Origin of the sequence: Cellulosimicrobium sp. E-16, assembly GCF_049913115.1 — a bacterium.
Lineage (GTDB): Bacteria > Actinomycetota > Actinomycetes > Actinomycetales > Cellulomonadaceae > Cellulosimicrobium.
Genome location: NZ_CP183974.1, coordinates 152,466 through 166,888, shown reverse-complemented (window position 1 = coordinate 166,888; position 14,423 = coordinate 152,466). Strand labels below are relative to the sequence as shown.

At 74.4% G+C, this 14,423-nt stretch carries 10 protein-coding genes; 2 read left to right on the top strand and 8 right to left on the bottom strand.

Going from position 1 to position 14,423, the window contains the following annotated elements; translation table 11 throughout:
* Positions 1-98 precede the first annotated feature (98 nt).
* Both ACN9MS_RS00765 and ACN9MS_RS00760 read left to right on the top strand, forming a co-directional pair.
* Entirely contained in the window at positions 99-773 is a 675-nt protein-coding gene (locus tag ACN9MS_RS00765) for a peptidase (RefSeq protein ID WP_426310283.1), read from the top strand.
* 213 nt (positions 774-986) lie between these two features.
* Complete coding sequence (locus tag ACN9MS_RS00760; RefSeq protein WP_426310282.1) at positions 987-3,200, top strand: sialidase family protein; 2,214 nt, start codon at positions 987-989, stop codon at positions 3,198-3,200.
* Positions 3,201-3,243: 43 nt separating this feature from the next.
* Here ACN9MS_RS00760 and ACN9MS_RS00755 read toward each other — a convergent pair whose 3' ends face one another.
* The 8 genes from ACN9MS_RS00755 to ACN9MS_RS00720 all read right to left on the bottom strand — a co-directional run bounded on the left by ACN9MS_RS00755 (position 3,244) and on the right by ACN9MS_RS00720 (position 14,291).
* Positions 3,244-3,897 (bottom strand): hypothetical protein, encoded by a 654-nt coding sequence (locus ACN9MS_RS00755; protein WP_426310281.1) that lies wholly within the window; start codon positions 3,895-3,897, stop codon positions 3,244-3,246.
* Between the two features lie 5 nt (positions 3,898-3,902).
* On the bottom strand, positions 3,903-5,273 hold the full coding sequence (locus ACN9MS_RS00750) for a glutamate decarboxylase (RefSeq protein WP_426310280.1): 1,371 nt from the start codon (positions 5,271-5,273) through the stop codon (positions 3,903-3,905).
* A gap of 92 nt (positions 5,274-5,365) precedes the next feature.
* Positions 5,366-5,686: an SHOCT domain-containing protein gene (locus tag ACN9MS_RS00745; RefSeq protein WP_426310279.1), complete on the bottom strand. Its 321-nt coding sequence runs from the start codon at positions 5,684-5,686 to the stop codon at positions 5,366-5,368.
* 24 nt (positions 5,687-5,710) lie between these two features.
* Positions 5,711-6,187, bottom strand: coding sequence for a DUF6325 family protein (locus ACN9MS_RS00740; RefSeq protein ID WP_426310278.1), 477 nt, complete (start codon positions 6,185-6,187; stop codon positions 5,711-5,713).
* Between the two features lie 124 nt (positions 6,188-6,311).
* On the bottom strand, positions 6,312-8,678 hold the full coding sequence (locus tag ACN9MS_RS00735; RefSeq protein WP_426310277.1) for an arylsulfatase: 2,367 nt from the start codon (positions 8,676-8,678) through the stop codon (positions 6,312-6,314).
* Between the two features lie 145 nt (positions 8,679-8,823).
* A complete protein-coding gene (locus ACN9MS_RS00730; protein WP_426310276.1) occupies positions 8,824-11,058 on the bottom strand; it encodes an AAA family ATPase in 2,235 nt (744 codons plus the stop codon).
* 50 nt (positions 11,059-11,108) lie between these two features.
* Positions 11,109-11,480: a carboxymuconolactone decarboxylase family protein gene (locus ACN9MS_RS00725; protein ID WP_426310275.1), complete on the bottom strand. Its 372-nt coding sequence runs from the start codon at positions 11,478-11,480 to the stop codon at positions 11,109-11,111.
* A gap of 207 nt (positions 11,481-11,687) precedes the next feature.
* Complete coding sequence (locus ACN9MS_RS00720; RefSeq protein ID WP_426310274.1) at positions 11,688-14,291, bottom strand: TIM-barrel domain-containing protein; 2,604 nt, start codon at positions 14,289-14,291, stop codon at positions 11,688-11,690.
* Between the last annotated feature and the right edge of the window lie 132 nt (positions 14,292-14,423).

Below are 14,423 nucleotides of genomic sequence, written 5' to 3'. Positions count from 1 at the left end.
CCCTTGCTGCCCCGAACCGCCCGTCCGGCGGTGGCACGGTCGCGCCCTCAGGACGGTACCCGTCGCGCTCGACCGACCACGACCCGACGGGAACGACCATGAGCACCTCGACCGGACGCCGCACCCTGGTGCGGGTCACCACCGCAGCCGCCCTCGCCGCCTCCGCCGCGCTCCTCGCCGGCCCGGCCGCCCACGCCGCCGAGGACGACACCTACGTGCCGTCCCAGCCGTCGATGCGCCTCACGACGCTCGTCTCGGCGTGCGAGCAGGACGCCGCCTACCTCGACTACGCGATCGAGGTCGAGGGCACGGACCACGACACCGTGACGGTCACGTGGATCAACCCCGACGGCGAGAGCGTCGTCCGCTCGGGGCTGCCGCTCCAGGGTCGCCTGCTGTGGCCGGGCGCCGTCGTGGACGACCAGGGCAAGGGCGTCGACTGGCCGGGGTGGCGCCTCGAGGACGGCGAGTGGGTCGAGGGCGACGAGTACGACTGGGTGCGCCCGGCCGTCGACGTGAGCTTCGAGGTCAACCCGCACGCCCTGGTGACCACGGTCTACCCGCCGTCGTCGCCGGACTGCGCGACGAACCCTCCCGGGCACGACGACCCGGCCGGCGCCGTCCCCGTGTCGAACGAGGTGAGCGCGTCCGCGCAGGCCCCGAGCCTCGCAGAGACCGGTGCGACAGTCGGGCTGTACGCGGCCCTCGCCGCCGGGCTCGCCGCGGTGGGCGCCGCGATCGTGCTCCTGTCCCGTCGCGCGCGCCGGGGCTGATCCGCCTCCGCGCCACCGTTCCCGACGCCCGTCGGCCGCAGACCCCCTGCGGCCGGCGGGCGTCGCGCTGCCCCCACCCCTTGACCCCTCCATCCTTCCGGGCTACCTTCCTGACGTCAGACATCTGACGTCATCTGTTCAAGCGTCCTCGGCAGCGTCGCCGCGTTCCACGCCGTACCACCGCCGCGCCGAGCACCGACCGGAAGGAACGGCATGATCGGACACCTCCGCAGACCCGCGCGCCGCGCGCTGACCCTCGCCACCGCGCTCGCGCTCGGGGTGGGCGGCGCCGTCGTCCCCGTCACGACGGCGGCGGCCCACCACACCGCCCTCGCGCCCGACCACGACCTCGGCCCCGCGACCGGTGGCCCGGGCACCTACACCGAGCAGCAGCTCGCGACCAACGGCCAGGGCGGCTTCCCCAACTACCGGATCCCGGCGCTCACCGTGGCGCCCAACGGCGACGTCCTCGCGTCCTACGACGGCCGCCCCACCGCGGCCGACTCCCCCGGTCCGAACTCGATCCTCCAGCGCCGCTCCACCGACTCGGGCGCCACGTGGGGTCCGCAGGAGGTCGTCGCGGCCGGGAGGACCACCGCGCCGATCGAGGGCTACTCGGACCCGAGCTACGTCGTCGACCGAGAGACGGGGACCGTCCTCAACTTCCACGTGAAGTCGTACGACCAGGGCTTCGGCGGCTCCCAGCCCGGGGTCGACCCGACCGCGCGCAACGTCATCCACGCGAACGTGTCCGCCTCGACGGACGACGGGCGCACGTGGACGCACCGCACGATCACCGCGGACGTCACGGCCGACCTGGGCTGGCGGTCGCGCTTCGCCGCCTCGGGCCAGGGGATCCAGCTCCGCTACGGCGAGCACGCGGGGCGCCTGGTGCAGCAGTACACGATCATCAACGGCTCGGGGCAGTTCCAGGCCGTGTCCGTGTACTCCGACGACCACGGCGCGACCTGGCAGGTCGGGACGCCCGTCGGCACCGGCATGGACGAGAACAAGACCGTCGAGCTCTCGGACGGGCGCGTCATGCTCAACTCGCGCGACTCGGCGCGCTCGGGCTTCCGCAAGGTGGCCTACTCGACCGACGGCGGCGTCACGTACGGGCCGGTGACCCTGGACCGCGAGCTCCCCGACCCGACGAACAACGCCGCGATCGTGCGCGCGTACCCGAACGCGCCGCAGGACTCCGCCCAGGCCAAGGTGCTCCTCTTCTCGAACGCGGCGTCGCAGTCCGGCCGCGTCAACGGCACGGTCCGCGTCAGCTACGACGACGGCGAGACGTGGCCCGTCGCGCGCGTGTTCCAGCCGGGAGGCATGGCGTACTCGACGCTCGCGACGCTCCCCGACGGCACGGTCGGCCTGCTCTACGAGCCCGACGGCGGGAGCGGCGGCATCCGGTTCGCGAAGCTCGACCACGACTGGCTCCTGGCTGCGCCCAGCAGCACGCCGGGCGACATCGAGGTCACGCGTGCGAGCGTGACGAGCACGGCCCCCGCGGGCGGGTACGCCGTCGGCGACGTCGTCACGTACTCGTTCACCGTGACGAACCTGTCCGACGCCGTCACGACGGTCTCCCCGACCGGGGACCTCGAGCGGTTCGACCCGGCCCAGGGCGCGCCGAACTGCCGCTACCGGGACCTCGCCCCGCGCGCCGCGTACACGTGCACCTCCGCGCGGCACACGGTCACGCAGGCCGACCTCGACGCCGGGTTCTTCGCGCCGAGCACGACCTGGACCTCGACCTCCGGCGCGACCGTCACGACGGTCGAGCACGAGGGTCCCGGCGTCTACTTCGGGGCGCCCGGGAACGTCTCGGTGCAGGGCGCGCACGCGAACCCGCAGGAGACGTACGTCGTGGGCGACGTCCTGCGCTTCACCTACACGGTCCGCAACCTCTCGACGGCGGCGACCTCGGTGGTCCCGACCGGGAACCTCGCCGGCCTCGACCCCGCGAACGCGGCCCAGAACTGCCGCTACCGCACCCTGCCGGCCGAGGGGTCGTACACGTGCACGTTCGCGCACCACGTGGTGACCCAGGCCGACCTGGGCCGCGGGTCGTTCACGCCGGACACGACGTGGACCTCCACGTCGGGGTCGAGCGTGACCGTCGTCGAGCTCGACGGTCCGACGGTCGAGCTCGGCAGCGCGGTCTCCCTCGACGTGCAGGCGGCGAGCCGCTGCCTCGCGGGACGGGCGTACGTCGCCGTCACCGCGCGCAACACCGGTGACGCCCCGGCCGACGTCACGCTGCGCACGCCGTTCGGCGAGCGCACCGTCGCCGGCGTCGCGCCGGGCAGCTCGGCCTACCAGTCGTTCGCGGTCCGCACGGCGTCGGTCGACGCGGGGACCGCGAACGCCGCGGCCGGGTCCGGGTCGGTCGACGCGGGCTACGCAGCGTCGACCTGCGCCTGACCGGGCGACGCGCTCCCGGCCGAGCGACGCACCCCGACGTGCGTCACCCGGCCGGGAGCGCGTCGCTCCGCGCGGGCGCGTCGACCGTGCGCCGCGACAGCAGCGCCGCGACGAGGAAGCACACCGCCCCGACGAGCGTGCCGGCGTCGTCCCACCACGCGCTCACGTACGTGCCCGTGGCGGGCGAGACGTACGCCCCGACCGCGGACGCGCCGAACGCGACGGACCCGACCAGGTTGAGCCACGTGCCGTGCCACGTCCGGGCGTCCGTGTCCCACAGGTGCCCGCGGTCGCGCGTCGCGAGGATGGCGAACGCGGACGACACGAGGAACGCGACGGAGCCGTAGGCGTCGGGCCTCCAACCCACCCCGAGTCGGGTCGGGTCGGCGACCGCCGCGACGAGCGCCGCCGTCGTGCTCACGTTGAAGCACAGCGTCCCGACGAGCTGCACGGCCGCGGCCCACCAGTCCCACCGGTCGGCCGGGTGCGTGCCGGCACGCGGCGGCCGCCGCCCGCTGAGGCCGAGCTGCACGAACGCGGCGGCGGTGAAGAACACCGCGCCGACGACGAACGTGACGTTCGTGGCCACCGCGCCGACGGCGTCGGCGTACGGCGGGAGCGCCCCGACGAGGAAGCACAGCGACCCGACCGCGAACCCCCACGCCTCGCGCCGCAGACGACGCTCCCGCCGGTCCACGACCGTCAGTGGTGGAAGCCCGAGCGCCGACCCTCGGCGGGCATGGGGGACGTGAGCCCGTCGAGCCACTCCGTCTCGACCCGGATGTCCTCGAGGAGGTCGTCCGCGAGGTCGCGGCTCACGCCGTTGCGCACGACGATCCGCTGGACGGTGAGGTCCGCGAGGTCGTCGGGCATGGGGTAGGCCGGGACCAGCCAGCCCTTCATGCGCAGCCGGTCCGAGAGGTGGTACAGGTCCCAGTTCTCGGTGTGCCCGGGCTTGAGGCGCCACGCGAACACGGGGATGTCGGACCCGTCGTTCCACAGGTCGAACGCGCCGATGTCCTCGATCCCGTGCGCGAGGTACTTCGCGACGTCCTGGCACTCCTGCTGGATCGCGGTGTAGCCCTCCCGGCCCAGCCGCAGGAACTGGTAGTACTGCAGCAGCACCTGGGCGCCCGGCCGGGAGAAGTTGAGCGCGAGCGTCGGCATGTCCCCGCCGAGGTAGCTCACCCGGAAGACGAGCTCCTCCGGCAGGGCGTCGAGCGTGCGCCACACGACCCAGCCCACCCCGGGGTACACGAGCCCGTACTTGTGGCCCGACGTGCTGATCGAGTGCACGCGCTCCAGGCGGAAGTCCCACTCGATCTCCGGCTGGAGGAACGGCGCGATCATGGCGCCCGAGGCGCCGTCGACGTGGATCGGGACGTCGAGGCCCGTGCGCTCCTGGAGCGCGTCGAGCGCCGCGGCGATCTCCTGCACGGGCTCGTACATGCCCGTGTACGTCACGCCCATGATCGCGACGACGCCGATCGTGTTCTCGTCGACGTACTTCTCGAGGTCGGTGCCGTCGAGGCACGGGTGCTCCTCCGAGATGGGCACGTACCGCGCCTCGACCTCGAAGTAGTTGCAGAACTTCTCCCAGCACACCTGCACGGCCGAGCTCATGATGAGGTTCGGCCGGTCCGCCGGCTTGCCCGCGGCCCGACGCGCGAGCTGCCACCGCCGCTTGAGCGCGAGGCCCCCGAGCATGCACGCCTCGGACGACCCGATGGTCGACGTGCCGATGCACGCCTTCACGTCAGGCACGTTCCACAGCGACGCGAGGATGCGCCAGCAGTTCTCCTCGACCGCCGCGGTGCGCGGGTACTCGTCCTTGTCGACCATGTTCTTGTCGTAGACCTCGGCGTAGAGGCGGTCCGCCTCGTCGCCCATCCACGTCGCGACGAACGTCGCGAGGTTGAGGCGCGAGTTGCCGTCGAGCATCACCTCGTCGTGGACGACCTGGTAGGCGGACGTCGGCTCCATCTCCGCGTCCGGCATCGTGAAGCGTGGCGCGACCGCCCGCACGCCCGCTCGCGTGTAGGTCGGACGCAGGACGTGCTGCTCGTCGGTCATGCTGGTTCCTTCCGACACGCCGGAGGTCCGGCGCGGTCGACGGGTGGGTCCGCCGTCCCGGACGTCGTTCCCGGGACGGCGGACGGCGCGTCTCAGTCCGCGAGGATGCGGGCCTTCTGCGCCTCGAACTCGGCGGGGCTGAGCACCCCCTGGTCACGCAGGGCGGCGAGCTGCGTGAGCTGCGCGATGCGGGCGTCCATGTCGGGCGACGCCGCGGGCGCGGGCGCCGGGGGCGGCGAGTAGGTCGGCTGCGGGGCCGCGTACTGCTGCGGGGGCGCGGCGTACTGCGGCTCCGGCGCGCTCTCCTGAGCGGCCCAGCGACCCGCCTGACGGCGGGAGACACGGTTGGAGACCGCGGTCGCAGTTCCGGCGACGACGGCGGTGCGCGCGACACCGCGGATCAGTCCAGGCACGGGATCCTCCTTCAGGCGGCCGGATCAGGCGTCCGGCTCGGTGGCGTCCAGCGCCGCGATGAGCGCCTGGACCGGGATGCGCCCGCTCGCGACGAGCTGGGCGCCGTTGCGGCGCAGGGCGGTCGCGAAGGGCGCCGCCCAGACGTTCTCGTAGACCAGCACGACGGCCGTCATGCCGGGCTCGACGGCGCTCGCGGCCTCGTCGAGGTCGTCGTCGCCGAGCAGGCCCGACCTCGATCCCTCGAACACCGCGAGCTCGGTCGACCCGTCGTCGAGCTCCTCGAGCCCGATGCCGACGACGCTGCCGTCGTCCTCCCGGCGCACGACCACGAGGTCGAGCACCCGGATGATGCCGCGCTCCACGAGGTCGACGAGGTACGGGAAGGCCGCGTCCCCCGTCGCCCGGTCCGTCGGCAGCTCGATCACCAGGAAGTCGATCGGCCCGCTCTCCTCGAGGTCGCCGAGCCCGCCCCCGACCCCGTCGCTGAGTTCCTGCGTCATCGTCGCGTCCTCTCCGCCTCCGTCCCGCGCGGCGCGCGCGGGTCTGCCCTCAGGCTTGCCGTCGCCAGCGGTCGCGTCCTCACCCAGAACGAGTGAACTCGCGGCCGACGACGACACCCGGCGGCTACCGGTCCGCTCCGTCGGTCGCGGGCAGCAGGTACTCCACGTGCACGGCGTCGATGCGCCCGTCGAGCGCGAACGGCATGCGGTCGGCGTACGCGCGCGACACCGCGCCGCCGTACGCGCGCCCGACGTCGAGGCAGTCGTTCGCGGAGAAGAGCAGCGGCGCGCTCACGGGGACCGTGCCCGACCCCACGTCGTCGCCGTCGACCCGGAGGACGACCTCGAGCGGCCCGCCCGGCCGCGGCTCGACGTACGTCGTCACGACCTCCACCGTGTGGTCGCCGGCCGCGAGCGGCACGCTCGACCGAACCACGCTTCGCTGGATCAGGAACAGGTTGTACTCGTACGTGAGGACGCCGTCGAGCAGGAAGCACGTGAGCCCGCCGCCCGCTCCCCCGAGCTTGTAGAGCACGCCGTTCGCGGCGTCGGGGACGGACAGCCGGATCTCGACCCGGTTGGGGCGGTTGCCGAGTGCTGGGGCGCAGAACTCCGGCACGCGCACGGTGTCGCCCGACAGGTCCCACGCCGTGTACGGCGGGCTGATCCGGTCCTCGGGGTGCATCGCGACCACCCAGAGACCACCGCCCACGGGCAGGACGTCGTTGCGGGCCGCCTCGATCGCGAAGAGCTCCCTGAGCTCGGCCAGCTTCTCGGGGTGCTCGGCGGCGAGGTCGTGGGCCTGGCTCCAGTCCTCGTCGAGGTGGTACAGCTCCCACGGGTCGTGGTCCGGGGTCCAGGTCTGGATCCCCGGTGGCATCCCCTGCACCCACGGGAGCCGTGGACCGGTCGCCGAGGCCATCCAGCCGTCGGCGTAGATGGACCGGCTGCCCATGATCTCGAAGTACTGCGTCAGACGGCGGCCCTCGGCCCCGGCGTCGTCGATCGAGTAGGCGAAGCTCGTCCCGTCGATCGGGTCCTGCGGGATGCCGTTCACGGTCTCGGGGTGGGAGATGCCGACGATCTCGTAGATCGTCGGCACGAGGTCGACGACGTGGTGGAACTGGGTGCGCGGCACCCGTTCGGGTTCGATGCGCCCGGGCCAGCTCACGAACATCGGGTTCCGCGTGCCGCCGAGGTGGGACGCGAGCAGCTTCATGCCCTGGTACGGCGACGAGCCGGCCCAGGCCCACGCGGCGTGGTACTGGTTGTCCGTCGCCGGGGTGCCGAGCGCGTCGAGCCCGCCGAGCTCGTCGAGCGCGGCGATGTGCTGCTCGACCGTCGACGGGATGCCGTTCTGCGCGAGCAGCTCGCTGATCGTCCCGTTCTGCCCCTCGCCCGACGAGCCGTTGTCGCCCCAGATGTAGACGACGATCGTGTTGTCGGCGAAGCCGAGCCGCTCGACCTCGTCGAGCAGGCGCCCGGCCTGCACGTCCGCGTGCTCGCCGAAACCCGCGGCGACCTCCATGAGCCGCGCCTGGAACGCCTTCTGGTCGTCGGGGATCTCGTCCCACCCGGCGAGGCTCTCGGGCCGGGGCGTGAGCTCGGCGTCCTCCGGCACCCAGCCCGCGGCCTTCGCGCCCGCGAGCGCCCGCTCGCGGTAGACGTCCCAGCCGTCGTCGAACGCCCCGGCGTACTTGTCCGCCCACTCCTTCATGATGTGGTGCGGTCCGTGCAGGGCGCCGGTGGCCCAGTAGACGAAGAACGGCTTGTCCGGCGCGTTCGCCTTGTGGTCGCGCAGCCAGCGCATCGCGTCGTCGGCGATGTCCTCGCTGAGGTGGTACCCCTCCTCCGGGGTCTTCGGCGGGAGCGTCGGGGTCGTGTTGCGCACCAGGTGCGGCTCGTACTGCGACGCCTCGCCCGCGAGGAACCCGTAGAAGTACTCGAACCCGTACCCGGTGGGCCAGCGGTCGAACGGCCCCGACGCCGTCGTCTCCTCCGCCGGCGTGTTGTGCCACTTGCCCCACGCGCCGGTCGCGTACCCGTACTGGCGCAGCACCTCCGCGATCGTCGCGCTGCTCTTGGGGATGTGCCCCGAGTACCCGTCCCAGTCGTTCGCGAGCTCCGCGATCTGCCCGTTGCCGACCCGGTGGTGGTTGCGCCCGGTGAGCAGCGACGCGCGCGTCGGGGAGCACATCGCCGTGGTGTGGAACCGGTTGTAGCCGACGCCCTGCGCGCGCACCCGGTCGAGAGTGGGGGTCCGGACCGCGCCGCCCAGCGTCGTCGGGAGGGCGGGGCCGGCGTCGTCGATGAGGATCACGACGACGTTCGGTGCGTCCGGCGGCAGGTGCCGCTCCGGCGGACGCGGGGAGTACGTGGACTCCTGGATCGTCCTCCCGGCGACGCTCCCGGACCGGCGGGGTGGGAACGGCAGGGACCGCTCGGCGGGCAGCGGCGGTCCGACGACCGTCCGGCGTGGCTCGTCACTCATGTGCCTCTCCTGTCTGTCCAGGACCTCACGGACGGCGTGGGCGCGTCCTCGCCGACGACGCGTCGACCGTAGGTCCGCCGCGACGGGGAGGGCATCACGCAGATCGCGCGAACGACGGTGCGGTGCCCCCGGACCGCGGCGTCGCTCAGCTCCCGAGCAGACCGAGGGTCACGGCGCGCTCGACCGCGGCGCCGCGCGTCGTCGCGCCGAGCTTGCGGTAGATCGCACCGACCTGCGTGCTCACCGTGTTGCGGGAGACGAACAGCCGCCGCCCGATCTCCGCCATGGTGAGGTGAGTCTGCAGGTATGGCAGCAGCCGGAGCTCGGCCGGGGTGAGCGGCGGGGCACCGTGCGTCGCGGCGACCGTCTCGAGCCGGGCGCGGAAGGCGGCGACCTCGCCCGCGAGGAGCCCGACGCGCGGGCGGCGGCGCAGCACCTCCGCGGCCTCGGCGGCGAGGTGCGACGCCGTCGTGCGGTCGCCGAGGGCCAGGCACGCGTACCCGAGCTGGAGCCTCACGCGCAGCGCGAGGTACGGCATGACGTACGTGCACGGCACGCGGGCGCGCATCCCGCGGGCGACGAACCGCTCCGCCGCGGTGTGCTCGCCCCGGTGCGCGGCGACGCGGGCCCGGACGGCGAAGGCGATCGCGGTGGTCGAGTAGCCCTCCATGTGGTGGGCGTCGACCGTGTCGACCGCGGCGCGCGCGTGCCGCTCGGCGTCGTCCCACCGCCCGTCGTCGAGCGCGAGGATCCCCAGCTCCGCCTCGCTGAGCAGCACGGAGTCCGGGTTCCCCGCCTCGGTCCCGCAGGCCACGGCCTCGACGAACGCCTCGCGCGCCGCGTCCCGGTCACCCACCAGCAGGTGGGCCGAGCCCAGGAGGTGGAGCGCCTGGTCCCGCCAGGGGCTCCACGCGGGCTCGTGCTCGACGGCGTAGAGCGCGCACGCGAGCGACGCCTCCGGGCCGTCGACGCACATGGCGGCCCGGACCTGGCACCGGGCGGACTCGAGCGCGACGCGGTCCTCCTCGGGAAGGAGTGCGGCATCGAAGCCCTCCAGCACGGCCGCCCACCGTTCTGCCGTCGGGGACTCGCCGAGCAGCAGCGCACGCCACGCGGCGACGACGGTGAGCTCGGGGAATGCCTCGACGACGGCGTCGCCGAGGGTGTCCAGCCAGCGCGTCACGACGGCGACCCCGCCGTCCTGGTACGTCGACAGCGCGAGGCGCGCGACGAGGACGGCCGCCTCCTCGACGTCGCCCGCCGCGAGGAGGTGCTCGACCGCCCGGGCCTCGAGCCCTTCCTCGACGTGCCAGGCGGCGGCGCGACGGTGGAGCGGCGCGACGACGTCGGGCTCGACCCGGTGGAGCTCCGCGAGCAGGAACTCGCGGAACAGCGCGTGGTAGCGGAACCACCCGCGGTGGTGGTCGAGCGGGACGAGGAACAGGCTCGCGTCCTCCAGCTCGCGCAGCCGCTCCGCGGCGTCGGTGGTGCCGAGCAGGGCGTCGCACGTCGCCGCCGAGAGCTGGTCGAGGACGGCCGTGGCCCGCAGGAAGTGCTGGGTCGGCGCGGGGAGGAGGGCCATGCACTCGCGGTACAGGTAGTCGGCGACGAACCGGTCCGTGCCCGTGAGAGACGACGGGTCCTCGCCGTCGCGCACGAGCAGCGCGCAGAGGAAGACGCCCGTCGGCCAGCCCTCGCACCGCTCGACCACACGGTCCAGCCCCTCGCCCGGCTCGACCCCCGCCGCGCGGAAGATCTCTCGCGCGCCGGCCACGTCGACCCGCAGGTCGTCGGGACCGATCTCGACGAGGTCGCCCTCCACGCGCCGCCGAGCGTCGTGACCGGGCGCGCGGCGGCTCGCGACCACGACCTGCGACCCCGGCGGGACGCCGCCGAGCACGACCTCGAGCGCGTCCCGGCAGGCCGCCGAGCCCGCTTCGTGCAGGTCGTCGACGAACAGGACGAACGGTGTGCCGGTCCGCGCGAGCGCGGACGCGAGCAGCGGGGCCGAGCGGCCGAGCATCGCGGCGCCCGTGCCGCGCATCTCCGCCGCCACGGCGGCGACCTCGGGCGAGACGGGCGCGCACGCGAGCGCGAGGAGCGTGAGGAGGGCGCCGGGGTCGTCGTCGAGCCGGTCGAGGCTGGCCCACGCGACCGCGCGGTCCTCGACGCTCGCCCACTCGGCGAGCATCGTCGTCTTGCCGTAGCCCGGCGGGGCCGTCACCACGACGACCCGTGCGCCGTCGCGCCGGGCCCGGTCGACGAGCGCGCGCCGGGAGACCGCACCGCGGCGCGGCGCCGGCGGCTCGACCTTGCCCGCGAGCAGCGCCGTGCTCAGATCCGGTCGCGCGGTGACCGCCTGACGGCTCCCGTCGGACACGCGAGCAGCCTAGGAGCGGCCCCGGGGGCCCTCAACCGGAGCGGGGTAAATCACCCGGGACGCCGCGCGCCGTCCGACGACGCGCCGTCCTCCGCGGCCGCGTCGGCGTCGCCCCATCCCTCGACGGGCTCGAGACCCAGGGCGAGCGCGACCCGTGGCGCGGCGGCCACGACCGTCGGCAGCCCGACGACCGGCACGACCGCCGCGAGGACCCCCACCACCTCCGCCGCGTCGACCCCGGCCTCGACCGCCCCGTCGATCTCGGCCCCGTACGTGGGGACCGACGCACCGACGGCGACGGCGGCCGCGATCCGCACCAGAGCCCGGTCGCGCCCGGTGAGCGCGTCGTCCCCCAGCCCGGCGCCGTCGGCGACGCGCTCGTCGTTGATCGTGAGCCGCCGGAGCACCTCCGCATGGTCCACGCCGACCACCCACCCTTCCGACGCGGGCCCGGCCGGGGCCGGCCGCCCCGAGCCCGTCCCCTGCCCGATCGCCCCTCCCCGCCAGCATGACGACGGCACGGCGCGCGGTCGTCACGCAGAACGCATGACGACCACGACGGGGCTGGCCGGCGCTCGTCCGGGTGCCGCGCAGCCCCAGCACGAACGGCGCGGCACCCCGATGGACCCTCAGGCCGGTCGGACGGCTTCCGACAGGCCGGTGAGGACGTCCCCGCCGGTGACGTGCTGACCTGGCGCGCGGGCCAGGAGGATCTCGGTGAGCGCGGACTCGAGCGCGCGCGGAAGTCCGAGCGCGTGCAGGTGCGACACGCGCACCGACAGGGGCCGGTCCGCCGTGAGCACCCGTTGGGCGCGCTCCTTGTCGTCGTAGGGGACTCGCGCACGGTCGAGCGCGGCGAGCACGCGGGCGTCGACGTCGTTGTCCGCGAGGCGCGGGTCGGGACCGAGGTCGACGAGGAGGCGGGACGCCGGTGCGACCGCCTCGACCGTGACGTGCAGCCCGCGGTCGTCGCGCTCGACGAGCGCGTCCGCCCGAGCGCCGTCGACCGTCACGACCGGTTCGTCGCCGTCGGCCGCGAGCGCCGGGAACGTCAGGGTCCAGCGCCGCCGGGCGGGCACGACGCACCGGTCTCCCTCGACCGGGCCGACGACGGCCCGTCCGCTCGCCTGGTCGAACGTGAGCGGAGTACGCGCCTCCGCGGGCGAGGGCGACCCGTCCGCCGTGGCCCACGCTCCGACGTCGGCTCCCAACGGGAGGCCCTCCGCGTCCTCGACGAGGTCGAGCGCGCCGTCGGCGCCGACGACCACGAGCACCTCGACGTGCTCCGGGTGGGTGACGCCGTTGCCCGGGACCGTCGCGCCGTCGAGCGGCACGACCGCGCCGGACCTCGCGAGGACGGGGATGCTCGACAGGTCGCGGTGCAGCCAGGTCTCGCGGCCGCCGTCGTAGACGAGCCCGGCGAGCAGGTCGACCCACATCCCCTCGGGCAGCCATGCGCGGACTGCGGCGACCCCGGCCGCGCCCTCCGCCGGCGCGGTGATCGGCGCGACGACGAGCTCGGACCCGAAGAGGTACTGGTTGCGCGCCGCGTAGGCCTCGGGAGCCTCGGGCCACTCGTGGTAGAGCGGCTGGACGAGCGGCACGCCCTCGCGCGCGGCCCGGACGTTCATCGTGTGGAGGTAGGGCAGCAGGCGGTGGCGCAGGCGCAGGGCCGCGACCTGCGCGTCGCGGGCCTCGGGACCGAACGTCCACGGCTCCTTGCGCGTGAACGGGTTCCCCGCCGAGTGCAGGCGCAGGATCGGCGAGAAGACGCCGAGCTGCACCCACCGCGTCGCGAGCTCGTCGTCCTTGGTGCCGTGCATGTGACCGCCCACGTCGTGGCTCCACCACCCGTAGCCGACGTTGCTCGCGGTCGCGGTGAAGTACGGCTGGAAGTCGAGCGACTCCCACGAGATCACGGAGTCCCCGGAGAACCCGACCGGGTAGCGGTGGCTGCCCGGCCCGGCGTACCGGGAGAAGGTCAGGGCCCGCGTCGCGCGGCCCGCGGCGGCGCGCGACGCCGCGCCCGCGTTGTCGAGGTAGTGCACGTGGTTGAGCATCCACAGCGGGTCGACCCCGGGCACGCGCGAGACCCCGCCCTGCTGCCAGTCGACCCACCAGAAGTCGACGCCGTCGCGCTCGAGCCCGCGGTGCAGCACCTCGGCGTACGCACGCAGGAAGTCGCGGTCCGTGACGTCGAACGCGATCGGCTCGCCGCTCTCCGGGTCGCGACCGAGCGCGGCGGCCATCGCCGGGTAGGCGTCCTCGAACGCGCGGACCCCGTCCGCGGGGTGCACGTTGAGCGTGACGCGCAGGCCGTCGTCGTGCAGGGACCGCAGGAACGCCACCGGGTCGGGGAACAGGTCGCGGTTCCACGAGTACCCGGTCCAGCCGCTCCCGTGCCGGGGGTCGACGTCGGTCACGTGCCAGTCCATGTCCAGCACCGCGACCGACAGCGGGACGCCCTCGCGACGGAAGCGCCGCGCGAGCTCGGCGTACGAGTCGGCCGAGTACCGGTGGAAGCGGCTCCACCACGTGCCGAGCGCGTACCGGGGCAGCACCGGCTGCGGCCCGGACAGCGCGTAGAGCGCCCGCAGCGCGGCCCGGTAGTCGTGCCCGTACGCGAAGACGTACAGGTCCTGGCGCGACCCGTCGCGCGGGGCGACCCAGCCGTCGTCGTCCAGGACGAGGCCGGCCGAGTCGTCGATCACGGCCCAGCCGTCGCGCGAGACCACCCCGGGGCCCAGCGGGACCGGACCGTCCGCCTCGTCGAGCGTGCGCGCCGTCCCGCCGAGGTTGCCCGGTCCGTTCCCGACGGCGTCCGGCTCCAGGGCGACGGCCGTCGCCGGGACTCCCGGCCCGCGCTGCCCGTACCGCCACACCCCGTGGTAGGCCGAGTGCGCGCCGAGCACCTCGACGCTCAGCCCGCTCGCGCTGAACGGCCTCCCGTCGTACCGCAGGCGCAGGCGGTCCGTGACGACCTCGACCCCGTCCGCGGACCCGGTGGCGGCCCAGGTGCCGGACCACGTGCCGGACCGGGTCACCCGGAAGTCCGGCACCGGCAGGTCGCGGTGGAGCGCGAACGCCGACGCGCGGTCCTCGAACACGCCGTCCTCCGCGCGCTCGAGCCGCACGAGCCCGTCGGCGAGCACCGTGATCCGGTACCCGTCGCCCCGGATCGTCGCCTCCGGGTGGGCGACGGGGCTGGTCGGGATACGGGGCGGGAAGGTCATGTGCGGCGGTCCTTCAGGTGCGGCGGATGGTGGCACGGACGTCGGAGCGGTCCCGACGGGCGTGCCGAACCCGGGGTCATGGGCCGGCACGGTGCCGAACCCGGGGATACGGGTGGGTTCGGCGCCCGAGGG